21 protein-coding genes and 1 pseudogene are annotated in these 22,936 nt (G+C 46.6%); 19 read left to right on the top strand and 3 right to left on the bottom strand.

Annotation, left to right across the window (positions count from 1 at the left end):
• The first annotated feature begins 85 nt into the window (after positions 1–85).
• From MHB71_RS20220 to MHB71_RS20185, 8 genes are all read left to right on the top strand, one after another.
• The gene (locus MHB71_RS20220; RefSeq protein ID WP_340027428.1) at positions 86–1,441 is read left to right on the top strand and encodes a diaminobutyrate--2-oxoglutarate transaminase; all 1,356 of its coding nucleotides are present in this window, start codon (positions 86–88) and stop codon (positions 1,439–1,441) included.
• Positions 1,442–1,452: 11 nt separating this feature from the next.
• On the top strand, positions 1,453–2,868 hold the full coding sequence (locus MHB71_RS20215; protein WP_340027427.1) for an MFS transporter: 1,416 nt from the start codon (positions 1,453–1,455) through the stop codon (positions 2,866–2,868).
• On the top strand, positions 2,846–4,633 hold the full coding sequence (locus MHB71_RS20210; RefSeq protein WP_340030208.1) for an IucA/IucC family protein: 1,788 nt from the start codon (positions 2,846–2,848) through the stop codon (positions 4,631–4,633). The genes MHB71_RS20215 and MHB71_RS20210 overlap by 23 nt, the downstream gene beginning before the upstream one ends.
• Complete coding sequence (locus MHB71_RS20205; protein ID WP_340027425.1) at positions 4,608–6,587, top strand: IucA/IucC family protein; 1,980 nt, start codon at positions 4,608–4,610, stop codon at positions 6,585–6,587. The genes MHB71_RS20210 and MHB71_RS20205 overlap by 26 nt, the downstream gene beginning before the upstream one ends.
• Positions 6,584–7,360, top strand: a complete 777-nt coding sequence (locus MHB71_RS20200) for an aldolase/citrate lyase family protein (RefSeq protein WP_340027423.1) — start codon at positions 6,584–6,586, stop codon at positions 7,358–7,360. Before MHB71_RS20205 ends, MHB71_RS20200 begins: the two co-directional genes overlap by 4 nt.
• Positions 7,357–8,712: a type III PLP-dependent enzyme gene (locus tag MHB71_RS20195; RefSeq protein WP_340027421.1), complete on the top strand. Its 1,356-nt coding sequence runs from the start codon at positions 7,357–7,359 to the stop codon at positions 8,710–8,712. The genes MHB71_RS20200 and MHB71_RS20195 overlap by 4 nt, the downstream gene beginning before the upstream one ends.
• The gene (locus MHB71_RS20190) at positions 8,672–10,519 is read left to right on the top strand and encodes an IucA/IucC family protein (protein ID WP_340027419.1); all 1,848 of its coding nucleotides are present in this window, start codon (positions 8,672–8,674) and stop codon (positions 10,517–10,519) included. The genes MHB71_RS20195 and MHB71_RS20190 overlap by 41 nt, the downstream gene beginning before the upstream one ends.
• Positions 10,520–10,832: 313 nt before the next feature.
• Complete coding sequence (locus MHB71_RS20185) at positions 10,833–14,315, top strand: glycoside hydrolase family 2 TIM barrel-domain containing protein (RefSeq protein WP_340027418.1); 3,483 nt, start codon at positions 10,833–10,835, stop codon at positions 14,313–14,315.
• Between the two features lie 108 nt (positions 14,316–14,423).
• On the opposite strand, the gene MHB71_RS20180 is transcribed toward MHB71_RS20185, so the two are convergent.
• Complete coding sequence (locus tag MHB71_RS20180) at positions 14,424–14,873, bottom strand: hypothetical protein (protein WP_076253431.1); 450 nt, start codon at positions 14,871–14,873, stop codon at positions 14,424–14,426.
• A 169-nt stretch (positions 14,874–15,042) separates the two neighbouring features.
• On the opposite strand from MHB71_RS20180, the gene MHB71_RS20175 reads away from it, so the two are divergent.
• The gene (locus MHB71_RS20175; protein WP_340027416.1) at positions 15,043–15,516 is read left to right on the top strand and encodes a DUF4362 domain-containing protein; all 474 of its coding nucleotides are present in this window, start codon (positions 15,043–15,045) and stop codon (positions 15,514–15,516) included.
• A 98-nt stretch (positions 15,517–15,614) separates the two neighbouring features.
• On the opposite strand, the gene MHB71_RS20170 is transcribed toward MHB71_RS20175, so the two are convergent.
• Entirely contained in the window at positions 15,615–15,899 is a 285-nt protein-coding gene (locus tag MHB71_RS20170) for a hypothetical protein (RefSeq protein ID WP_339285686.1), read from the bottom strand.
• A 90-nt stretch (positions 15,900–15,989) separates the two neighbouring features.
• Here MHB71_RS20170 and MHB71_RS20165 point away from each other — a divergent pair, with 90 nt between their 5' ends.
• The 9 genes and pseudogenes from MHB71_RS20165 to MHB71_RS20125 all read left to right on the top strand — a co-directional run bounded on the left by MHB71_RS20165 (position 15,990) and on the right by MHB71_RS20125 (position 21,815).
• The gene (locus tag MHB71_RS20165; protein ID WP_340027415.1) at positions 15,990–16,352 is read left to right on the top strand and encodes a hypothetical protein; all 363 of its coding nucleotides are present in this window, start codon (positions 15,990–15,992) and stop codon (positions 16,350–16,352) included.
• A gap of 425 nt (positions 16,353–16,777) precedes the next feature.
• Complete coding sequence (locus MHB71_RS20160; protein WP_340027414.1) at positions 16,778–17,716, top strand: DUF4183 domain-containing protein; 939 nt, start codon at positions 16,778–16,780, stop codon at positions 17,714–17,716.
• An 82-nt stretch (positions 17,717–17,798) separates the two neighbouring features.
• On the top strand, positions 17,799–18,083 hold the full coding sequence (locus tag MHB71_RS20155) for a DUF4183 domain-containing protein (protein WP_036606220.1): 285 nt from the start codon (positions 17,799–17,801) through the stop codon (positions 18,081–18,083).
• Between the two features lie 256 nt (positions 18,084–18,339).
• Positions 18,340–19,512 carry a WXG100 family type VII secretion target gene (locus MHB71_RS20150; protein ID WP_340027413.1) on the top strand — a complete coding sequence of 391 codons (1,173 nt, stop codon included), beginning with the start codon at positions 18,340–18,342 and terminating at the stop codon, positions 19,510–19,512.
• Between the two features lie 15 nt (positions 19,513–19,527).
• Positions 19,528–20,007, top strand: a complete 480-nt coding sequence (locus MHB71_RS20145) for a hypothetical protein (protein WP_036606221.1) — start codon at positions 19,528–19,530, stop codon at positions 20,005–20,007.
• A 257-nt stretch (positions 20,008–20,264) separates the two neighbouring features.
• Positions 20,265–20,576: pseudogene (locus MHB71_RS20140) on the top strand (hypothetical protein); the annotation flags it as partial.
• Between the two features lie 52 nt (positions 20,577–20,628).
• Positions 20,629–21,048 carry a hypothetical protein gene (locus MHB71_RS20135; protein WP_340027412.1) on the top strand — a complete coding sequence of 140 codons (420 nt, stop codon included), beginning with the start codon at positions 20,629–20,631 and terminating at the stop codon, positions 21,046–21,048.
• 128 nt (positions 21,049–21,176) lie between these two features.
• A complete protein-coding gene (locus MHB71_RS20130) occupies positions 21,177–21,668 on the top strand; it encodes an RES family NAD+ phosphorylase (protein WP_340027411.1) in 492 nt (163 codons plus the stop codon).
• A 33-nt stretch (positions 21,669–21,701) separates the two neighbouring features.
• A complete protein-coding gene (locus MHB71_RS20125; RefSeq protein WP_306299279.1) occupies positions 21,702–21,815 on the top strand; it encodes a topoisomerase DNA-binding C4 zinc finger domain-containing protein in 114 nt (37 codons plus the stop codon).
• Between the two features lie 58 nt (positions 21,816–21,873).
• Here the strand turns inward: MHB71_RS20125 and MHB71_RS20120 are convergent, their stop codons facing one another.
• A complete protein-coding gene (locus MHB71_RS20120; RefSeq protein WP_340027410.1) occupies positions 21,874–22,233 on the bottom strand; it encodes a helix-turn-helix transcriptional regulator in 360 nt (119 codons plus the stop codon).
• A 143-nt stretch (positions 22,234–22,376) separates the two neighbouring features.
• Here MHB71_RS20120 and MHB71_RS20115 point away from each other — a divergent pair, with 143 nt between their 5' ends.
• The gene (locus MHB71_RS20115; protein WP_340027408.1) at positions 22,377–22,892 is read left to right on the top strand and encodes a HEPN domain-containing protein; all 516 of its coding nucleotides are present in this window, start codon (positions 22,377–22,379) and stop codon (positions 22,890–22,892) included.
• Positions 22,893–22,936 lie beyond the last annotated feature (44 nt).

The following is a 22,936-nucleotide window of genomic DNA, read 5'->3' as shown; positions in this document are numbered from 1 at the left end:
AATACCATGTCATATGCAAAATGTAGAACAAGAATCACAGGCAGTAGGTTCAGCCTGAATCGATTATAAGGAGCGTTAGAGGGCTATGTCAGTAGAGGTGCAGACGGAATATCTGAAGATGCAAAATGAGAAGGAATCCAATGCAAGATCGTACCCGAGACATTTCCCGCTTGTCATTAACAAGGCCCATGGGGTGAAGATTACCGATACGGAAGGCCGCGTATTCTACGACTGCCTGGCTGGGGCAGGAACATTGGCGCTGGGGCATAACCATGACACGGTGGTCAACGCCATTCGCGATGTTCTGGATCAGCAGATTCCGCTTCATACACTGGATCTGGCAACACCGCTGAAGCTTTCATATATGCAAGAACTATTCTCCATTCTTCCGGCAGAGATGCGAGACAAAGCCAAAATCCAGTTCTGTGGTCCAACGGGGGCGGATGCCGTAGAAGCAGCCATTAAGCTGGTCAAACATGCTACAGGCGGCAAGTCTATTCTTGCCTTTCAGGGAGGTTATCACGGTTCGACCCAAGCGACGATGTCGATGAGTGGCAACCTGAGCAAGAAACAACATCTGCAAAGCCTGCTGCCCGATGTACATTTCCTGCCGTTTCCTTATGAATACCGCTGCCCATTTGGTGTTGGTGAAGGCATGACGGCCCGGTTAAGTGCACAGTATATCGAGAACTTGCTCGATGATTGCGAGAGTGGGATTGCCGCACCGTGCGGAGTCATTGTGGAGACTGTTCAGGGCGAAGGCGGGGCGATTCCGGCAGACATTGAATGGCTGAGGGAGCTGCGTCGAATCACAGCAGAGCGAAATATTCCGCTCATCATCGACGAAGTGCAGACAGGCATTGGACGGACAGGCCGGATGTTTTCATTTGAACATGCCGGAATCATACCCGATGTAATTGTCTGCTCCAAAGCAGTTGGCGGAAGTTTGCCGATGTCTGTTGTCATCTACAAAGAAGAACTGGACCAATGGCAGCCTGGTGCACACACAGGCACGTTCCGTGGCAATCAACTCGCCATGGCAGCGGGACTTGCTACACTTCGTTATATTCGGGAACAGGATGTTTTACACAACGTACATCTGCGCAGTGAGCAGTTCATGAATCAACTGAATGCATTGAAAGAACGCTATGCAGAGATCGGTGACGTGCGGGGCAGAGGGTTGATGATTGGCGTTGAGGTGGTTGATCCAACAGGACGCAAGGATCGTCTGGGACATTATCTGCCTAATGGTGCGCTGGCTGAGTCTATTCAGCGCGAATGTTTCAAGAATGGATTAATTGTAGAACTGGGCGGGCGTCATTCAGCTGTTGTTCGTTTTCTGCCGCCGCTGAATATTACGGAGCAAGAATCGGGTGCAATCCTTGCGATCTTTGAGAAATCGGTAGCTGAAGCGATAGCCTTAGCAACAGCCGCATGCTGAAGCTTTCCCTGATGAAGAGGCATGCAGTATTACTCGCGATTCTGATCGGTGCTTTTTCGCTGGTACTGACCAACAGTGCATTTAACCTGCTGCTGCCTTATTTTGTGCAATATTATCAGATCTCTACGACAGCAGGCGGATGGATCATTGCCTTGTACATGCTGGCTATGACGTTAACAATGCCGCTGGCTTCCCTGATTGTGGACCGACTGGGGCGTAAGCAGACGTATATGTTGGGCATCAGCATCTATGGACTGTTCTCGGTGGCAGGTGCGTTGTTTTATCACTCTATTGAGGTACTGTTGCTGGTTCGTTTCATGCATGGCGTTGCCGCGGGGCTGATGATTCCGTTATCACTTGTGCTGCTTTTTGATGTCTACGGACCGGAGGAAAGGGGACGAATTACAGGAGCGTGGGGCTTGCTTCTTATGCTCGCTCCGGCTGCCGGTCCAACACTGGGGGGCTTCATCATTCAGTATGGACGGCTTGAAATGTTGTTCTGGCTCAATGTGCCACTGGCTATATTCTCGTTGATCGGGTGCGGTCGAGTCATTCAGACCTATATCCCTGCCCGTAGGAAAAAATGGCATCCATCCAGTGTCATGCTGCTGATCTGTGCGGTAGGTGCTCTTAGTCTGGGAGTACAGTTGTACGCAAGTCCTGTCGTGGCAGTATGGGTACCTTGGCTACTGATTGCGCTCGGTGTGGTGTTGCTCATTCGTTTTGTCCAGACCGAGAACGGTCGGAAGGAACCACTTATCCGGTACCAGTTACTGCGACGTAATGCCGTCTTTCCGCTGACCGTATTGATCTCGACGATTCAAGATTGTGTCATGTTTGGCGTAATCTTTGCATTGCCACTATTGTTCCAGGATGTCTTCCACCTGTCGCCTGCCTTATCTGGTGCGTTATTCATTCCCTTGTCGATCTGTACAAGTCTGTTCATGTGGATTGGCGGTAGCTTGCTGGATCGCGGTCGGTCCATGCATTTTATCGCATGGGGGACGTTGCTGGTTTCGATATCGATCTTATCGTTTGCGGTTCTGCCCATGGGAGCGTCAATATGGATCATCGGGATGCTCATGGCGTGTCGGGGAATTGGCGTTGGTTTGTCAGGCATGAGTATCTCTGCAATTGGTCTGCAAGCATTACCGGACGAAGATATGCACGAAGGGTCGGTGTTATCAACCACGATTGAGCGTCTTGCTTCTTCGTTTGCGGTGATGGGCTTGACCTTGTATTACGATATGCGTTGGCAATGGCTTGCCGGGGCAGGAACGTCCATGGAGATGGCAAAATGGGGAGCGCTCAAAGAGATCTGTATCGGACTTGGCTGCGCCATACTGCTTACACTTCCCTTGGTCTTACTTATAACCCGAAAGAAGGTTGGCATCATTGTTCGAGATGGAAAACAAGCTCCGGTCTGAGGCTGAGCAGCAGGCCCACGAACATTCGTGCAAGCTGCTGTTGAACTGTTACATCCGTGAGCTTGCGCTAGAGAAGGAAAGCGATATTCGGATCAATCCAAATACGCTGTCGTACACTGTTACTTTTCAAGCCAGTAGGGTGAAGGTGACAGGACGCTTGTCTTATTACTCTGTCATAGGGGAGCATGAATACCTCAGCATGGAATCTGGCGGGGAAGCGGTGCATTATGGCGACCTGGTTCGTTGGATCACATCTGAGCTAAGCGGAAATGGGGAACAGGGAGCGAGTTCGGATCAACATGGAATGAAGAAAAGTGTGATGGAAATGAAGCGTTCACTTGAGGTGGATATTGCACATCCAAAGGGCGAGAATACGAATCGTGTAGATGCGACGTATGCCAAAGATTTTGCACAAAAGGTAGATAACAGTGTCGGTAACCTTACGTTGTATATCGAACAAGCAGCCGGTCTCGACATCCATGACTATCGCACATCTGAACAGTCACTGTTGTATGGTCATCCGTTCCATCCGTTTCCGAAGAACTCCAAAGGCTTCAGCGAGGATGATGTGCAGAAGTACAGTCCGGAGTTACGGACATCATTTCAACTCTGTTATATCGCCGTGAGGCAGGATGTCTACGTGCAGGAATGGGTCGATGACGAGGCGGCAATGGATTTGCAAGACTTACTGTGGAGCCATGTGGAGCCTATTTTAAAAGAAAAGAGTGAAATGTATGGGCTGCTGCCTGTCCATCCATGGCAATACGCATACATATCACGGTTGTCCGAGGTACAGTCCTATTTTCGAGATGAAAAATTAATACTACTCGGTAGTGCGGGGCCAACCGTCTATCCAACTTCTTCGGTCCGTACGGTTTATGTTCCCGAATGGAACTGCAATATCAAGCTGTCACTGAATATGCAGATCACGAACATGATTCGCACCAACAGTGCTGAGCAGATGCGCAGAACACTAGATGCCTCCAAGTATGTCAGGCAGCATGACTGCTTCGGTACTGAACCGAACACACATATTGCGTATGAGACAGGCGTAGCGACTTGTGCTTTTGAAGATGAAGAGTTAACCAGTCTGTTTACGATAGCTTATCGGCCCATTGAATTTGATGTCGAGAATACGTATGTCTTATCCAGTCTGGTTGAAGCGCCGCTTCCTGGGATGCGGTCGAGACTGATGACGATGCTGGGTGGTGGACGTGACATTGCCGAGCGTTGGCTGGATCGTTATCTGCAGCGTTCTCTGCTGCCGATTGTACGGGCTGCGGGAGAGAAAGGTATTCATTTTGAAGCCCATTTGCAGAATACACTTGTCACATTGGAGGATGGGTTGCCTGTGGCTTTTATCGTCCGCGATCTGGAAGGGGTCAGTGTGGATGAGGAACTTATCCGTGAGCAGGATCGTGCTGCGTCCGATTTATTATTTTATTCGCGAGAGAAAGCCTGGGCGCGGACATCGTACTATTTTATCGTCAATCATCTGGGGTCTTTGATTCATGCGATGGCGCGAGATGTGAACGTCCCGGAGGAGCATTTCTGGAAACAGGTACGTGAGGTCCTTGTGGAGGAACTGGAACGAACGGGCAATGCATATGTGCAATATCTGCTGACAACGGATGCATTTCTGGCCAAACAAAATTTGGTGAGTTGTCTAAGGGGGATCAGCCAGACCCCGGCCTACGTGCCGGTGAGCAATGTAATGAAACGAATGGGGAGTGAAGTGCGTGGGAGTCGTGGGATACAGGGCTGAAGCAGGCGGCAGGACAGAAGCAGTATACGTGGGTGTACAGGAACGGATCATGCGGCAGACACTGGAGGCAATGTGGTTCGAAGGCATTCTGGACAGTCATGTAAGTGGGAGCGAATGGCGAACCGAGGGACTTACATCTTCCGGCGATTCTGTGGCGTACACGTGTGAAGCCGAACGGAAGTTTTCATTTGGCCGGGTGAAGGTGAAGAAGGGTTCGATTCAAAGGGAAGGTGTACCCTGCACCGATCTGGATCTGTTTCTGGAGGAAATTGTGCTGAACGCGTTGAAGGGTGCAAATGTGACGGCTTTTATCCAGGAACTACTCGAAACGATGGCAAAGGACAGCCAGTGCCAAGCTATATTGCTCTTGAACATTCCGAATGAAGATCGGCATTATGATGCGCTTGAAAGTCACATGACCGACGGTCATCTGTACCATCCGAGTTATAAGTCGAGGTTGGGATTTTCTTTGAAAGACAATCTGGCCTATGGCCCTGAATTTAACTCGAAGGTTGCATTAGTCTGGGTTGCTGTGAAAAAAGAATTTGCTCAGACCGCTGTATCCGCAGGGTATAGCTCGGAAAAACTGGTGGGGCAACATCTGACCGCAGAGGACGTAGAGCGATTTCAACAGATCCTACAACAACAAGGTCGTACGGACACGGGCGAGAACGTCAAGGCATATGCGGCGAGTGCAGATCAGCTTGGTAGCAGTGCCGAGGTTGGTGAAATAACAGCTGTTCAAGATAGCTTAATAGGCTCGAGCGTTGGTAGCAAAGACAGCAAGGTGGATGGGGAAATAGGTTCTGACGCGGATGATCGCTATGTGTTCATTCCAGTTCATCCATGGCAATGGGAGCATCAGTTGGAATCGGTATTTGCCCGTCAGCGCATGGATGGGGACATCGTGTATCTTGGTCCATCGTCTTCGCCCTATCGTGCGCAGCAGTCAATCCGTTCGCTGTCGAATCGGGTGAACCCGGAGGCACCTTACATCAAGCTGGCCCTCAGCATCACCAACACATCGAGCACACGTATTCTGGCACAGCATACGACCCAGAACGCGCCACTGATCAGCGATTGGCTGGATGAACTTGTTCGTGAAGATGAGCTGTTGCAGCAGGCGCAGTTTGGCATTTTGAAAGAAATCATGGGACTGTCGTTCCGTTATGAGCAGTTGCCTGCAACTCAGTATGGACGAGCCTACGGTACACTCGGTGCCATCTGGCGGGAGAATGTTTCTGTTCACCTGAAGCAAGGTGAGACGGCGTGGCCGCTGAATGCATTGATGTTGGTGCAACCGGATGGTGTTCCATTTATCCAAGATGCTGTAGAGCGACATGGTGTGGAAAAGTGGAGTGAGGCCCTTGTTCGCACAGTTACACTGCCTATTATTCATTTGCTCTATGCACACGGGATTGCGCTGGAATCTCATGCCCAGAATATTATTTTGGTACTGGAAGATGATCTGCCGAAACGAATCATTATCAAGGATCTGCATGATGGCGTTCGCTATGTACCAGATCAACTGTTGCACCCGGAACGGGCACCGAAGCTGAACCCCGAGCCGGAAACCCACCGCAAGTTCAATCGATATTCCTTCATCTATGCCGGAGATGTGTCGGAAGTCCGGGACTATACGTATGATGCATTCTTTTTTATCTGCATGACAGATATTGCGCTGGCTTTGGAGAAGTTTGGGTTGTCGGAAGAAGCGTTCTGGCAGCTGTGCGCAGGTGTAATTGTGGATTATCAGAAGCAGCACCCGGAGTACACGGAACGGTTCGTTGCATTTGACCTTTTTGCCGAAGATGCACTGATTGAAGAGATGACCAAGCGCCGTCTGTATGGGGATGGAGAGTTATATTTCCGCAAAGCGAGCAATCCGCTTAAGATATCAAAGGATGTACTTGAATCAAAGAGGACACCCGAATTAAAGGGAATCGTCGAATGAGGATTAACACGCTGAAGGAAAAAATTGCACGCAAACAGCCCGTATACGGCCTTTTTGTATCCATACCACACCCGGTGATCATCGAGATGATCGGACATGCGGAATATGATTTTGTCATTATTGATTTGGAACATGCCGCAACATCGATGGAATCGGTGGAAGAGTTGATCAGGGCGGCGGAACTGGTCGGCCTAACCCCGTTGGTACGTATCTCGAAAGTGGAGCGAGCGGAGATTCTTAAGGTACTGGATTGTGGCGCACAAGGCATCGTCATTCCGCATGTCGAGCAACTGGAGCAGGTGGAAGAAGCGGTTCGTCACGCCTACTACCATCCGGTTGGCACGCGGAGCTTGAATAGTGGTCGTCCCGGTGTATTCGGGAAATATCCGCTCACGGGATACATTGGGGAAGCGAACCAACAGGTGATGGTTGTACCCATGATCGAAAGTGTGGAGGGCGTGCGGCAAAGTACACAGATTCTGTCTCACCCTCAGGTGAGTTTTGTATTGGAAGGGGCAGCGGATCTGTCGCAATCTCTCGGTGTGCCATGGCAGACAGAGCACCCGGATGTGAGACGTGCACTGGATGAATTGCATACTACCGCTCGGCAGTGCGAAGTACCTTATGCAACGGTCACTAGAGGTGTGGATGACATGTCGCTCTGGACTGAGCGGGGAGTACATATATACGTGCTTGGTGATGATCGGAATACGGCGTTTCGGGCGTATGCCCAAAAACGGAATGACTACAGGAATGCGGGTGGGCAGATATGAAACCTGGTGTATGGCATGCGATAGATGAACTGCAACGCGGAATGGAAGATCCGGTATGTGCTTACGTCTATGATCTGGTTGGCATTCAGGAACAGGTGAGTCAGATGTTGGGCAGCATGCCCCGGAACACACAATTGTTCTACGCTATCAAGGCGAATCCAGATCCGCGAATCATTGAGGCGTTGCTTCCATTTGTGAAGGGTTTTGAAGTGGCTTCGATTGGAGAGCTACTCAAGGTTAGAGCGGTAAGCCGAGAGGTTCCGATTCTGTTTGGAGGTCCGGGTAAAAAGGAGAGCGAGCTTCGTCTGGCGATCGAGCAGGGCGTGACTTTCATTCATGTGGAGAGTCTGCTTGAGCTGCGGCGCATCATTGCGATTGCGAAAGAGAGGGCGATGGATCAAGAGCATGATCAGGTGCAGGGGAGCAGGCAGAAGCAAGAATGGGAGCAGAAACCGGGACATGAGCTGAAACACAAGCAACAACAGAAGCAAGCGCAGGAAGTGCGAATACTGCTCCGAATCAACCTGCGGAGTAGTACGTTACCTCGGACGAAGATTGTCATGGGCGGTGGGCCGAGTCCTTTTGGAATCGATGAAGAGGCGGTGGAAGAAGCCATTGAACTCATTCGTGTGGAAGGCGCGGGTGTGGTTCGGTTAAGCGGGTTCCATTTTCACTCCTTGTCCAACAATATGGATGCAAGGCTACACGCCGAGATGATCGAGTTGTATTTGCAAAAGGTGGAACAGTGGCAGCAGCAGTATGATCTTCCTGTGGAAGTGGTGAATGCAGGAGGTGGGTTCGGTGTCACGTATGATGGTAGCCCCGGATTCGACTGGCCATTGTTCACTTCGCTGCTAGAACAAAGTGAAGCCAGACAGCGCCTTGTTTCACACGGAGGTCAGCTGTATTTTGAATCGGGTAGACTGCTGGTGGCAGACCACGGGTATTACGCGGCAGAGGTTACGGACATCAAAACCTCTCATGATCAGTATTTTGCCGTGTTAAGAGGAGGTACGCACCAAAATCGTCTGCCTGCTTCATGGGGGCATAACCATCCGTTCCAGATTATGGAGACGGACCGTTGGAAGCATTCATTTGCCCGGCCAGAGGTAAGAGGTTGTCGAGTCCATATCGTAGGTGAGCTATGCACACCCAAGGATCGCATGCATTCTGATGCGGAGGTAGCACTGCTGCGCGTGGGAGATATTGTTTTGTTTGAAAAGTCTGGGGCTTATTGCTGGACCATCTCGCATCATGATTTTCTGGGGCATCCGCACCCGGCATTCCATTATCTAACGGAGGACAATAATCATGTCAACACTGATGAAACGTTCCAGTCTGCAAGCCGCTGAACGCCGGATTATGGCGGATCTGATGAATTCATTTTTGTCGGAGCAATTACTCCCACTGGAGGATCACCCATTCATTGATTTTACCGCATCACCTGCACCGTTCCGTCGATTGTACAAGGGATATGACAGCGAAGAGCATAATCATAATGTAGCGTCTCGCTATAGATTGCACACTCAAGGTGTACTGTGTCTGGTTGAAACAGGAGTAAGACAGGGAACTCAGTGGGTTCAGGGTTCACCAATCTACGAGGAGAAAACAGATGGAAGCTGGGTTCTCCTTGATACTCCGGCAGAAGTTGGACGTGCCGTGTTACAGAAGGCTTTGTCGGATGAGGCTTATACGCAGCCTGGAGTCGCGGAATTCCTAGCTAGTCTAGACATTGCTGTGGAGCAGTTTGCTCTGGGTTGGGAACAAGTCCAGTATCTGTCCGCTAACGTCCCGGCTTCTGCGTATGAATGGTTTATCAAAGGTGAACGTGTTGCGGCATTGCGGGATCGTCCATTTCACCCATCGTCCAAAGCCAAAGTGGGATTCAACGCAGAGGATGTAACACGGTATGCAGCGGAATTCGGGAAGGCGATTTCGCTGCGCTGGGTAGCTATACGGCTGGATGCCGTGCAGCATGGGTGTGAAGATGGATTGTCCATTTTGGATTTGTTAGACGATGTTCAGCACGGAGTGGTGGAAGCCGAGTTTGCCAAAAAAGGGATCACGTTGGACGAATATCTGCCGATGCCTGTTCACCCGTGGCAATTGGAACATGTGATTCTGCCTCGCTTCACGGGAGAGATCGAAGAAGGCAGCATTGTCGTATTGGACATAGAAGTGGGCGACGTACAGGCCACATCCTCTCTGCGCTCGATGGCTCCATCAACCGAATCTAATCTGATGCTCAAGCTACCGGTTAGTGTGCTGTCACTGGGGGCTGCTCGTTATCTTCCGGTAGTCAAACTGTTGAATGGGCTTGCTGGAGAACGGATGTTAAGACAGGCTGTAGCTTGTGACGAGACGTTGAATGACAAGGTGTATATGTGCGAAGAGCAGAACTGGTGGGGCTTCATGCCAGAATCCAAGGGACTGTTCGATGATCATCCACGCCATCTGGCTGCACAGATTCGTATGTATCCCACTGAGTTGCTTAATGAAGCCTACAAAGTCATTCCAATGGCCGCACTGGGTGTGAATCTGGAAGGGCATCATCTATTAACGGAAATTCTGGGGGATAACCTGAGCAGCACGGATGTTCTCGAGTTTTATACCAGCATAGCTACGACGTTTTATGATATCGTGATGCGCCTGTTCAAGGTGGGTGTTGTACCTGAGATTCATGGTCAGAACTGCTGTCTGGTGTTGAAGGATAATGAGGTAAAAGGTCTCTTGTTCCGCGATCATGATTCCGTGCGTTTGCATCAGCCTTATCTGGACAAACATGACATTGAAGACCCTGCCTATCATATTCGTCCAGGCTACTCGAACAGCCTGTATAACGAGACGATTCAGAAACTGATCTTTTATGTGCAGTCTTTGGGGACGCAGGTGAATCTGGCTGCGATCATGGAGGCACTTAGCGAGGTGTATCAAATCCCGGAAACGAAGTTCTGGGAGATCACGGAGCAGGCTTGGAAGGAAGCGCTGCAACATGTGCAGCTTCCCGAATCCGACCGGGCCGCGCTCGCTCATGCGATATTCGAGAGCAAGGAGTGGCCCGTGAAGTTAGTTGTCCGTCCGCTGCTTGAAGCGGATGGGGTGCCTGGCGCGATGCCATCGGGCAAAGGCATAGGGTGGAACCCTTTTTACAAGGGATAGAGGTTGAGTAGTGTTGGTGTAGGAGTGTATAGAGAAGAAGTACGTGCTATAGGATAGAACTAGAAGGTGACTCGTTTGACGGGTTGCCTTTTTGGTTTGTTGTCATCGAAAGTTACAATGCTTGAAGGGAATAAAACGTTCATCATTATGGCTAAAAAATCTTATGAAATGGAGGTATAGGAAAGAGACTGATGGTATAATCGGGATATGTGTTATAGTCTTACTTGTGTATTACCGAAAAGGTTTTCGGAGAAAGCGACATCTACTGTTGTAACCGTAATCATAATTTACTTCAAGAAAGTGAGAAACTAACATGAATCAGAAGAGACTATTTAATGATGGATGGCAATTTGCGAAAAGTAAGCTGGATGTTACGGAACCTGCGGGTCTGGTGTATGAACCTGTGGAGCTTCCCCATGATTGGCTGATATATAATACGCTTGAACTATATGAAGACAGCATCGGATGGTACCGAAAGACGTTCCATTACACGAAGGATGAGCAGCAGCTTTTGCTTTGTTTTGATGGCGTATACATGGACTCTTCGGTGTATGTGAACGGGCAGCTGGTTGGGGAGTGGAAGTATGGCTATTCTGCTTTTGAACATGAGATCACGAATGCACTGGTGGAAGGCGACAATGAGATTGTGGTCAAAGTAGTACATCAGAGCCCGAACAGCAGATGGTATTCCGGGGCCGGAATCTATCGCCATGTGTGGCTGAAAACGAGAGACCGCAACCATATTGTTACGGATGGGATCTATGTATCTATTAATCAGCAGCCGAATGGCTGGCAGGTGGAAGTGGATACGGAGCTGAACCTGGATCAGAATCAGCAGGCAGAGCTGGTGCATGAGATCTTGTATGAAGGTCAGGTGGTGGCATCCAGCCAAGCGAATGTTACGGCTTCGGTGGGTGAGAATGCGGTCGCATCGGAAGATAGCCAACAGATCATTGTGGAGAGTCCAAACTTGTGGAGCCCGGATGCACCGCATCTGTATGAACTGGTGACAGAGCTGCGATTGATCTTGGATGATCAGGAAGATCGGACAGTTGAATCGGTATCACAGCGGATTGGATTCCGGGATATCAAACTTGATGCCAATGAAGGGTTCCACCTGAACGGGGTCAAGATGAAGCTGAACGGTGTGTGTGAACACCATGATCTCGGGGCGCTGGGGGCTGCGTTTAACCTGACGGCACTGCGCAGAAGATTCGTTTTGCTCAAAGAAATGGGCGTTAACGCTATCCGCACCGCGCATAATATGCCTGCCAAAGAGTTCATGGAACTCGCGGATGAGATGGGTATGCTGGTTGTGTCTGAAGCCTTTGATATGTGGGAACGTGCCAAAACCCCATACGACTATGCGAGATTTTTCCCGGAGTGGGTGCATACCGATGTGAAGAGTTGGGTGAAGCGTGACCGTAACCATGCCAGTCTGATTATGTGGAGTATCGGGAACGAAATTTACGATACCCATGCCGATGAGCGTGGACAGGAAGTAACCCGCATGTTAATGGACTATGTTCTGGAATTTGATCCAAAAGGCAATGCAGGCGTGACGATTGGTTCGAACTATATGCCTTGGGAAAATGCACAAAAATGCGCGGATATCGTGAAGCTGGCAGGTTACAACTACGCAGAAAAATATTATGACAAACATCATGAAGAACATCCGGACTGGATCATCTATGGTAGTGAGACGTCTTCTGTGGTGCAGAGTCGGGGCATTTATCACTTCCCATTCGAACAGCCGATTCTGGCAGATGATGACGAGCAGTGCTCCGCTTTGGGTAACAGTACGACCAGCTGGGGCGCGAAGTCGGCAGAATACTGCATTTTGGCAGAGCGGGATACACCGTATTCGCTGGGTCAGTTCCTGTGGACTGGATTCGATTATATCGGAGAGCCGACACCGTATCATACGAAAAATTCGTATTTTGGACAGCTGGATACAGCAACGTTCCCAAAAGACTCTTATTATATCTACCAAGCGGCTTGGACGGATTATAAGAAAAGTCCGATGGTTCACCTGTTCCCTTACTGGGATTTCAGCCCGGGGCAAATCATTGATGTACGCGTGTGCAGCAACGCGCCGAAGATTGAGCTGCAACTCAATGGTAAAACCATTGGTACGTACGATATCGATCATGCCAATGGAACACAGCTGTCAGGCTGGTGGAAAGTGCCGTACGAAGAGGGCGAGCTGAAAGCGATCGCTTATGATGAGAACGGTCAGATCATTGCAACCGATGTGCAAAGATCCTATACGGATGCGAAGAAGATTCGTCTGCAAGCGGATCGGGCGCAGTTGCAAGCCAGTGGAACGGACCTTATTTTTGTAGAAATTGATGTGGAAGATGAAGCTGGTAATCCGGTTCACAATGCGAACAACCGCGTACAAGTTAAGGTAACTGGTGCAGGACGATTGCTGGGTCTGGATAATGGGGACAGCACGGACTATGATCCATACAAAGGATTAAGTAGAAGACTGTTCAGCGGCAAGCTGATGGCCATCATCGGAGCGACAAATGAACCTGGAACGGTGCGGATTGAAGTTTCTTCCGAAGGTTTGGAAGGAGCTGTGGCTGAATTTGAATCTCTAGTTGTGACGGCTGAACTTAATGATGAGAAACAAGTACAATCTGTCTTCATGAACAATGAAGAACGTCCGGTGCTTACCGGGAATGCTCAGGAGATTCCTTTGCGGAAAATTGAGATCATCAGTACTGCAGGACAGTTGCTCGATCCGTCCAACCCGGAGCTTACTGTAACCGCCAAGCTGTATCCAGAGAACACCTCCTATCGAGATATCGAGTGGGCTGTTGTGAACGATGCAGGAATTGAATCCAACATTGCCAAGGTGGAAGCTGTTCAAGCGGAAACGGGCGACAACGGTGAGCATCAACATGCGGTGAAGGTATCTGCTATAGGTGACGGGGAGTTCCGGCTTCGCGCAACCAGTACCAATGGTACGGATAAAACGAAACTCATCTCCCAGTTGGAATTCAAGGCGGACGGTCTCGGCACAGCCTACAAAGATCCATACGGCTTCATCACGGGCGGACTGTACGATTACACCAAAGGTGAGGTTGGTAACGGTAACGAACGTGGGGTAGCGACAAGTCGCGACGGAGAGACGCATGTAGGCTTCCGTAATATTGACTTCGGACCGTACGGCTCCGATACCATAACGATTCCTATTTTCACGCTATCCACTGAGGAGTACTTCATTCAGATCTGGGAAGGTATGCCGGATGAAGAAGGAAGTACGATGATCGCAGATGTGGTTTATGACAAAGAGTCCATTTGGAATGTGTACCAGGAAGAGACATACCAATTGTCCAAACGCCTTAGCGGGATCACGTCGATCTGTTTTGTGCTGAAGCAGAAGATTCATATTAAAGGTTTCTCTTTCGAGCGCCAGAGTCGGGCCTTTGAACAGAACGCGGCTGCATCCTGTGACCATCTTTATGGAGATACGTTCAAAATTGAGGGCGACAGAGTAGAAGGTATCGGGAACAATGTGTCGCTAGAGTTTGAAAATATGGACTTTACGGCAGAAGGCACATCCAAGCTCGTGATCTACGGTCATTCACCAATTGATAAAAATACGATTCATATTCGCTTTGCAGGTGCGGACGGACAGAGCAACCAGCTGGTTGAGTTCACACAGTCGGGTGGATATGAGGAGCGGGTGTTTGAGCTTGAGCAAGTGACAGGTGTGCAGAAAGTAAGCTTTATTTTCCTGCCAGGCAGTCAGTTTGACTTTGGCTGGTTCCGATTCGAGAAATAAATGTGATCGAAATATAAAACCCCTTCAAGCAGGCATCGGTTCATGGGAACGTGGATCTGAATCGCTTGCGTGAAGGGTTTTTCTTGTATGTAGGTGTGAGAGAAAACATCAATGAAACTGCTCTGCTTCAACTGAGAGATCTAAGTGATGACCTATTCTGCTATAAATGTACAACTTAATATCCGTGTCTTGTAATGCAAGCAGGTTGATCGTTTTAACACTATTTCTGCTGATAGATGTTTCCATAGGTTCACTTCCTTCATCTACATACATCTTCACATATACCGTTTGGTTGCTGTTGTTTCCAACTGATATGTTGGCATGTGTCCCATTCGAAGCAACCATTGTGAAGCTGCCGTTGTATGCGGAACGACCTTCATGTTGAGTTGGGGCAATGAGCAGAACAGAAGTAGATGTTGGGACGGAGCGCTCCATTTCATGGGCTAGTCCGGTTGATTGCCACTCATTTGTTGAAGTTAGAGCCGCTGTACTTGCTGAATGGGTGGATAGTAGTACAGATAGAGCCAGTGCTACACCGAGCATTGTTTTTAAGGTCATTAAATTAACCCCCTACTGAATGATAAATCACTAAAATTTTCGTTCCTTTTTATACATTTCTATGATTCTAAACGTTTGGGACAACGAGGGAGTTACAGATAAATGACAAATTAAGCATAATCATGAAACAAAGGATAGTCTTGAACCGTTTCATAGATGAGGTGATGGAATGAGAAAAAGTATGCTTATCCTATCGTTGGCTTTAATGCTGTTAACTGCCTGTCAGGCAAATGAACCAACAACGAATCCTTCCGGAATTACGCAAGCTTTTCCAGAAATTATTGAGCCCCATAATCCAGAGCAAGCGGAGCAAAGCGGGGATGTGGTTGTGCTTCATGGAGGCATACGGAACGAAGATAAGTGGAACACATTTATGAAGAATGTGGAGAAAAAACAGCAGGACCAGGTTCGTGTAACGATGTATACCATTGAAGGTGGGCCCATTATCCAGGAATTGATCTATGATGGTACAGCTATTCAATCGACTTACGATAACTCAAGGGATGCCTACGGCTCCAAACAGGGAATGAAGACTGACACCTGCAAAGGGATCGGGACAATGAAGAGTGAGCAGGGACATATTTTTTACGTGTTAACCGGGTGCGAGAAGGAAGAGAACCCCTTTTGGATGCCTAAGTTGTAAATGTGATGTATCCACATGCAAATTCTTAATAAAAACTGTGAAGCCGAGGCTGGCTATGCAGGTTTTTGTTGCTATTTGAAAGGTGGAAAATCGAGATTTTATCTGTACAAAGCATTGGACTCTTTATTATAAAACCCATATGTCAAATCATTCTCAGACTGTCCACCGCCCTGAATTTCATAACCCAACTGCACTTCATGATCTGTATAGGTTGCATTACGCAGTGTGATGGTAAGCTCATCTACGGTTTTGGTTTGAAGTGGGATGTTTGAATCGGGAAGTGCGGATCCTTCTTTATTAGTTACAGAAAAATAAAGCACAAGTTGAAGTATCAATATGATAAGAGCAATAATGATAAAGATGATGATATTCCTTTTGTTCAATGTGCATCTTCCTTTCAGCGAATAGATTTTTTAATGAAGTGAATTTAATAGTTAATAACCAATTATATCATATTTTGGGTGGTGATTTAAATGAAGAGGCTTTGGGTGTTATGTATTTTGATACTTTTAGTGACAGGGTGTGGTCAGAACAATAGAGAGAAAGCCATTGATTATCTAACGCAAAATCAAAGAAATGATGCATCACTCATTGTATTTACCGACCGACCTTCGGAGCGACCATTTATTGTTGAGTTACAGACGCAATTAAATGAAGTGAATAACGAGAATTTGAGGGCAGAAGGCCCAATAACTAACGTAACCTTTTATAATGTCCGTGATGAGAATAAGTTTAATTATGAGAAGATTTTTGGTCTGAAATCATATCCGTACATGATCCTGTTCGAGAAAGGCCAGATCACATTGGAGACGCAGGAACCGGAAGAGATCGTTTAGCATTTTAAGGAGAGGTAAGAGTCTACTGAAAAGAAGTTTGATCCCAATGGATCGGCTAAGTTAAACATAAAATGTGATCTGTGAGGTCCTACTGGGGAGACAATTAAGCCATGCTGGCAAGACAAAGGACAACTATAGCAGGACTCATGTCTTTTTTATTGGGCTCCCTCCATAGTTATTCGCACACTCTCCGAATGTGCTAAGGACATAGTATAGGGCATATATACTGTGTGCCTTGGCCTAAGGAGATGACCATTTTGAAGTATCTGAACAAGAGGACAGCCACCCTCAATAAATTAAGGCCCAGTCGTTCTACGTCGAAATGCAGAAACAAACACTTGGGAAAGCGAAAGAAATGCCATATTATCCGTAGGTCTTATCGGAGAAAACGCTGCTCACTGAAGCGTCCATTAAGATCACAGAAGTTGGCCTGTGGCAAAAAAGTCATTGCACTACCGAGAGGGGTAGGCAGCAACCCGGCATGTTGTGAGCCTACTCCCCTGCTCGCTCCGTTGAGACAACATGAATTGGAGACTGTGAGCTTTCCTGGAACGAAAGGTATGCCCGGTGCCCAAGGCCCCGCAGGCCCACACGGCGGGCCGGGTCAACAAGGGGTTCCCGGAGCGCAGGGTCCCGCAGGCCCTCAAGGTGAGCAGGGCCAACAGGGAACTCCCGGGGTGCAGGGTCCCGTTGGTCCTCACGGCGGGCTGGGTCAACCGGGAGTTCCGGGAACGCAAGGCCCGGCAGGCCCTCACGGTGAACCGGGTCAATCGGGAGTTCCCGGAGCGCAAGGCCCGGCTGGTCCTCAAGGTGAGCCAGGTCAAGCGGGGCTTCCTGGAGCTCAGGGTCCGGCAGGACCTCAAGGTGAGCCGGGTCAACCCGGAGTTCCCGGAGCGCAAGGCTCGGCAGGCCCTCAGGGTGAGCCGGGTCAACCGGGGCTTCCCGGAGCGCAAGGCCCCGCAGGCCCTCAAGGTGAGCCAGGTCAACCGGGAGTTCCCGGAGTCCAAGGACCAACGGGTCCCCCAGGTGAGCAAGGTCCGCCGGGCACCGTGCCCGGAATTGAAATCATTCCTACGGCAAATCGTTACTTCTATTTTCCGGACACCGATCTGGATTTGTCGAACTCGGTTATAATTCCTGCCACAGAATTCACAAATGACGATGGCGACAGCATAACCGAATTTGCCGGGGTTGGACTTACTAGTTTCAACAATCTTTATATAAACGGGATTGTCCAACCAGGAAACTCATACAGTGTAAGTGCGGAGAGGTTGTTTTTTTCGTCACAAAACGGTGTGATCTTTGCAGGGACACCTATCACTATCGAGATAATTATAATAACAGCCAATATTATAAATGGTTAAAATTGGATTTAGTTGCTGGTTCCTTTGCCTTCACTACTCCCAAACCTACCACATATACTATGTTAGGTAGGAGGTGAGAAACATGCCACTTGTGACACCATTTCAGAACAGTTTAAGATTTGTTGCAACCATTGGTGATGGGACCGGCACTGGGGCAACGTTTGCCATTGCTGCGACTGCTTTTACAAACGACGCTGGTGTAGCTGCAACCGCATTTCCAGGCACCTACAACTACTACAATCTCTATATTAACGGCCTTATGCAAACAGCAGATACCTCCTCGGCTACGACGACTACAATTACAATTCCCGGTGGAGATGCATTAAATGATGGAACTCCAATTGTTGTTCAATTTGTAGTGTCTTAAAGAAGATCTAATCATGTTGCATCGTTATCTTGTGCGACTTCTATCTGTGATAGAAGTCGTTCTTTTTGTACAAGATACCCAGTCGACTCAACGGTATTCATTCGTGCATTAATATGCAAAAATGGTTACCCAAGGATGTTGCTCTACTACCGTATAACCTCTGAGGAAATGATCCTTCCGTTTGATTCCAATCCTCCTTCTCACTTGTTAAAATTTAGGTACATAAACTATGGTCAGGTTGGCGGGTGATAAGGAAATGCAGCGAATCGAGGTACATCCCGATCTATTGGAGGAAAAGGCCCGGTTGGTCCAGCAGAAGAAACAGGAACTGGAGCGAATGGTCTGGGAACTGGAGAAATCGATCTATATGTTGCAATCCGATTGGTCGGGTGTGACAGGAGAGCGTTTCTTCTGGGATTTTATGCAGGTGAAAGAAGTGTTCCCGACTACACTCGGGCTGTTGGACGAAATCCAGAAAGAGTTTACGTTTATCGCGAGGAACTTCAAAACAACGGACGGCTCAGGTGAGGTTGCGCTGTACATTCCAGAAGAACTAAAGCGAAATTTCGCTGTAGGGCTGCTTGATAAATCAGTAGGAGAAACAATAACGGGAATGGGCCAGACGGCAGAAGCTTTCTTCGAGAACCCGTTCAGTACATTAAGCAGTGTGGCATATGCCATGACAGTGGGCAAAGTTGTTGACGTTGGGCGTGGTATTCAATTTGCATGGGATACCGCCTGGGGCACGGGAACGGCGAGATCTGATATAGAGCAATTTGTAGAAGAGCAGAAGAAGCAGATCGATGAGAGTGGTGCAGGGTATTACGGTGGGGCGATGACGGGACAGGCCCTAGCGTATGTTTTGTTTGGCAGAGCTTTTCGTTCGAAGGACGACATTGGATCATCAGGTGGAGGCAAGCCTGAGTCGGGGAAAGGAAATGAAAGGACAGGTAGAACTCATTATTTAGAATCAGTTAATAAGTTTGAGGATCAAATTCGAAATAAACCCTTGGAACACGGGCAATTTTTTGATAAGAATGGTAATTTAATAGGAGAAACGGTTGTTGGTACTGAAAAGTCTATAAATATAAGTAACCATAAAGATGTAGCTAAAGATACGGTATTTACTCATAACCATCCAACTAACGGGCCTTTCAGTCTTGAAGATATAGCCACTGCAATAGATTTTAATATGGCTGAGATAAGAGCTGTTTCTCCAAATGGTACTAATTTGAGTATGAAACGAGGGGCAGAAGGTTGGAAAGAAAATGCAGAAGACATAGGAATTATATTCGCTAATATTCAAAAAGAGCTAAGAAGTGATCTAAAAGCACAAGAATATTTCAAAACTGGTAATAAAGATGCAGTGTGGGATATGCTATTTGACAGAGTTGCTAAAAAAATAGGTGGGGAATATACAAAACATTAAAAGGTAGGTTAAACAATGAATAAAGATTTTCTTTACACTAAGCCCTATGTTCCCGGGATAATAGACGATACACCAGTGGACCTCGAATCGTGGTTTCTAGATGATTCAAGAGAGAGGATGGAAGAGAAATTAAGAAATATTTCTCTGAATGACCTAATCATTGAGTTAATTAATATATTTAAAGACGGAGACCCGAATTATCAAGTTCTCTTAGGGTTATTAGGAGAAAAAGTGGTTAAGGAGGCTAGAGAAGACAAGATTGTCTATTGTCTAGGTGATATTTTGCGTGCTGATGACGATATAAAGAGAATTGAGATTGAAACTGATGATGAGGGTCTGAATATAAAGAAAATGAACATTTTTGTTATTCCAGCCGCGCTTTTGGTACTTCAAAAGGAGATAACTAGCCTTTGTGCTGATATTCAAACTCAAAAAACAAGCGATTACTTATCAATCTTTATTAAAGATAAGATGATAACCTTATTTTCAATTTAAGAGAGAAGACTGTCATACTAACTTATAATTCTAAGTGATACAGTGAAAAGATGATATGAGTTGCGCACATCTATGCACGATTTAAAGTCATATCATTAAGCACTTCTACCAGACCACAGGTAAAGGTGCTTTTTCCTATGAAATCAAACAACTAATGAAATCTTCCACAGATTGGTCGATAATATAGAAGAAGCAACTTTCAGCTAACATATACATAGAGAACTATCCACAAATCCTAACTCTCGCGAGGTACATTCATGAAACAAGGCATATATGAACAGCTTATCAACACCATCACCAGACAGGAGATTTCGGCGCTGGACCCGGATGTGTATAACATTGGGACCGAGAAGCTGGATGCAGAAGAAGCACGTAAACTGTTATCCACGTATTTGGCGGCGGTGACTCGGCGAGCGCTCAAGATTGTGCGGGAACAGACGGAAGATAAGACGGCAGTGTTGGCGCAGATCCGAACGTGTAATGAGATTATTGCTACCCTGAAAGGCACACTGGGTGAAGAGTACAACGAATTGCAACTGGATGAGCAGGTGGAAGTGTTGACCTATGTGTTGTAGTATACCTGTTAGTTGTTATTCCATTTACTACTTCAGGAGGAATATTTTGATGAAAGTTTGCTGTGAAAATTGTTTTAACTACAAACCCTTTAAAAAATATATTCAAGAAAAGGGGACAGTTGATAACTGTTCATTTTGTACATCTCAAGGCGTTCGAACAATTGATGTTCAAGATAGCTTTTTTGCTCGAAATATGTCCATTTTTGGGGAGAAATTTAGAGCAAATGATTCAGGCTTTGAACTAGAAAGGTTCTTTACTAAACAAATCGACCTATTAAGTATAGCTCTATCATCAACAGTTGCGAAAGAACTATTATACGAATTATTTCGCGAATCCATAGGTAGAGAATTGCTGAATGGGAAATTTAGCGTCAAGTTAGAGGACGATATAATTAACACTTGGAATAGCTTCAAAGAAAATATTAACATGGTAATCGGTTTGGTTTCGGAATTGACGCTAACTTAAAAGAATCTCTTATTGAAATACTCCAAACTAATGAAATGCAGTTAAATGGAGAAGAAACCCTTTTTCGTGCGAGACTTGGTAAGGCAGTAAATAAGCATGGCAGTGCACCATATGAACGCGACCAGATCATGAATCCTCCCAAACACTTAGCTTCTGAGGGAAGAATCAATCCAAAGGGAATCCCCTATCTATATTTAGCCGAAAACTTAGAAACTGCAATTGCAGAAGTAAGACCCTATAAAGGAAAAGAAGTTTCCGTTGCTACTGTGAAAATTGAAGATAATATCCGTATCTCTTCATTCAATAACAATACATTCTATGGCGAGACACTTTTTAAGCAATATCAGCTTTATTCATTAACCAATAAAGTAAATATGGAACTCTCTAAGCCTGTGGAAGAGGAAACAAAATATTTTAATTATATACCTACCCAATATGTTGCTGAGTTAGCAAAACATCTTAAATTTGAAGGTCTGGCATACGGTAGTGCATTAGGAAATGGGAAAAATTATTGTTTATTTAATCAAGAGAAGGCTTCATGGGTAAATAGCCGTTTGTATAGAACTAAACAAATTCATATTGAGTACGAACCTGTAGATAGTTGGGATGACTTTATCTAGTTGGGACTTTAACTTTAAACATTAAAAAAATAGATAGAAATCAAATGTAGTTGTGGTGCTGTAATGGTTAAACGTAAGAATAAAGATGGGGTGGAATTTTGGGGATGTAGCAGCTACCCTACTTGTAGAAAAACGAAAGCTATCTGAATATGTCAAAATGACGGAAAAACAAAGGCAAAGCAACTAGTTAAACAGTTGCTTTGCCTTATTTATGATTTGTTCTGTAACCCTTTAGTATCTCTTTTAGAATGTTCCTAGTTAATTGAATATTATCTAAATTTGTATCTCTAAGCATATCCACTATTTCTTGAATCATAATATCCGTCTCGGTTAATTCAATTTCATCATTCACATAAGCAAAAAGTTGAGAAACATTTACATCCAACGCCTCTGCAATTTTACCAAGATTAATTAAAGAAACGTTTTTCTCTCCACGTTCAACTTGTCCAATGTATGTAAAATGGAATCCACCTTTTTCTCCAAGTGCCTCCTGTGATAGTCCCTTATCTTTCCTTAAAACTTTAATTCGTGCACCGACTAATTTTAGAATTTTTCTATCTTCCACACTATGCACCCCCTATATGTAAAAGTGTAGACAAGAACTCAGGGGCTAAACACGAGCATTTAGATCGTATAATTTTTATTAATTATATCTTTGGGTATTATTCTATTGTATAATACTGGTATTAACTCTTTGGAGGGATGACAATGGCAAGAAATTGGTCCATAACCGAAGCACATTGTAATCACCAAGTAGATGTTACCCCACGTTTGCAAGACCATGATATCTCCACACAACCTAGTTCCAAACATACTCCTGCTTACCACATGCTACGTACCACAATAATGGCCTACCACCAACATGCTAAGTATCATTTGAAACTTGCCGTCATCATGTGTAATCACAATCAGTTTAAAGCCTGCCTAATTCTATGTGATTGGGCTCTAGCCTCCATGATTAAGGCGCTTTATATCCATAAGTATCATTCAACACATGCACCCAAGGAACTCACGATGAACGAAATCTTGCCTCTAGTGCATAGGGACAATGAACCCGGATTGGATATCGCTTTGTTCATCGGTACGATGCAACATATGTCATCCCTAGCGGATTACCCACATGACCAGCCAATAGAACTGGACAACATTGAAAAGCTTCTTCAACGAACAGAAGAGATATTGGACGAGTTAGCCACTCGATTGGAGGATGATTCATCAGAGTAAGATGTTTTTTAATTGATCATTTGGGTTAATGTTTGATTTATCTA

Origin of the sequence: Paenibacillus sp. FSL H7-0940, assembly GCF_037979415.1 — a bacterium.
GTDB lineage: Bacteria > Bacillota > Bacilli > Paenibacillales > Paenibacillaceae > Paenibacillus > Paenibacillus amylolyticus.
The sequence above is the reverse complement of the archived record's forward strand: the minus strand, read 5'-3'. Positions and strand labels throughout refer to the sequence as shown.

Bases quoted from the DNA above. Each gene is read 5' to 3' on its own strand.
- MHB71_RS20145 (WP_036606221.1), top strand. From the start codon at position 19,528: ATGAATAAAGATTTTCTTTACACTAAGCCCTATGTTCCCGGGATAATA.
- MHB71_RS20175 (WP_340027416.1), top strand. From the start codon at position 15,043: ATGAGAAAAAGTATGCTTATCCTATCGTTGGCTTTAATGCTGTTAACT.
- MHB71_RS20185 (WP_340027418.1), top strand. From the start codon at position 10,833: ATGAATCAGAAGAGACTATTTAATGATGGATGGCAATTTGCGAAAAGT.
- MHB71_RS20180 (WP_076253431.1), bottom strand. From the start codon at position 14,873: ATGACCTTAAAAACAATGCTCGGTGTAGCACTGGCTCTATCTGTACTA.
- MHB71_RS20155 (WP_036606220.1), top strand. From the start codon at position 17,799: ATGCCACTTGTGACACCATTTCAGAACAGTTTAAGATTTGTTGCAACC.
- MHB71_RS20200 (WP_340027423.1), top strand. From the start codon at position 6,584: ATGAGGATTAACACGCTGAAGGAAAAAATTGCACGCAAACAGCCCGTA.
- MHB71_RS20115 (WP_340027408.1), top strand. From the start codon at position 22,377: ATGGCAAGAAATTGGTCCATAACCGAAGCACATTGTAATCACCAAGTA.
- MHB71_RS20130 (WP_340027411.1), top strand. From the start codon at position 21,177: ATGAATCCTCCCAAACACTTAGCTTCTGAGGGAAGAATCAATCCAAAG.
- MHB71_RS20210 (WP_340030208.1), top strand. From the start codon at position 2,846: ATGGAAAACAAGCTCCGGTCTGAGGCTGAGCAGCAGGCCCACGAACAT.
- MHB71_RS20190 (WP_340027419.1), top strand. From the start codon at position 8,672: ATGTCAACACTGATGAAACGTTCCAGTCTGCAAGCCGCTGAACGCCGG.
- MHB71_RS20165 (WP_340027415.1), top strand. From the start codon at position 15,990: ATGAAGAGGCTTTGGGTGTTATGTATTTTGATACTTTTAGTGACAGGG.
- MHB71_RS20195 (WP_340027421.1), top strand. From the start codon at position 7,357: ATGAAACCTGGTGTATGGCATGCGATAGATGAACTGCAACGCGGAATG.
- MHB71_RS20220 (WP_340027428.1), top strand. From the start codon at position 86: ATGTCAGTAGAGGTGCAGACGGAATATCTGAAGATGCAAAATGAGAAG.
- MHB71_RS20150 (WP_340027413.1), top strand. From the start codon at position 18,340: ATGCAGCGAATCGAGGTACATCCCGATCTATTGGAGGAAAAGGCCCGG.
- MHB71_RS20215 (WP_340027427.1), top strand. From the start codon at position 1,453: ATGAAGAGGCATGCAGTATTACTCGCGATTCTGATCGGTGCTTTTTCG.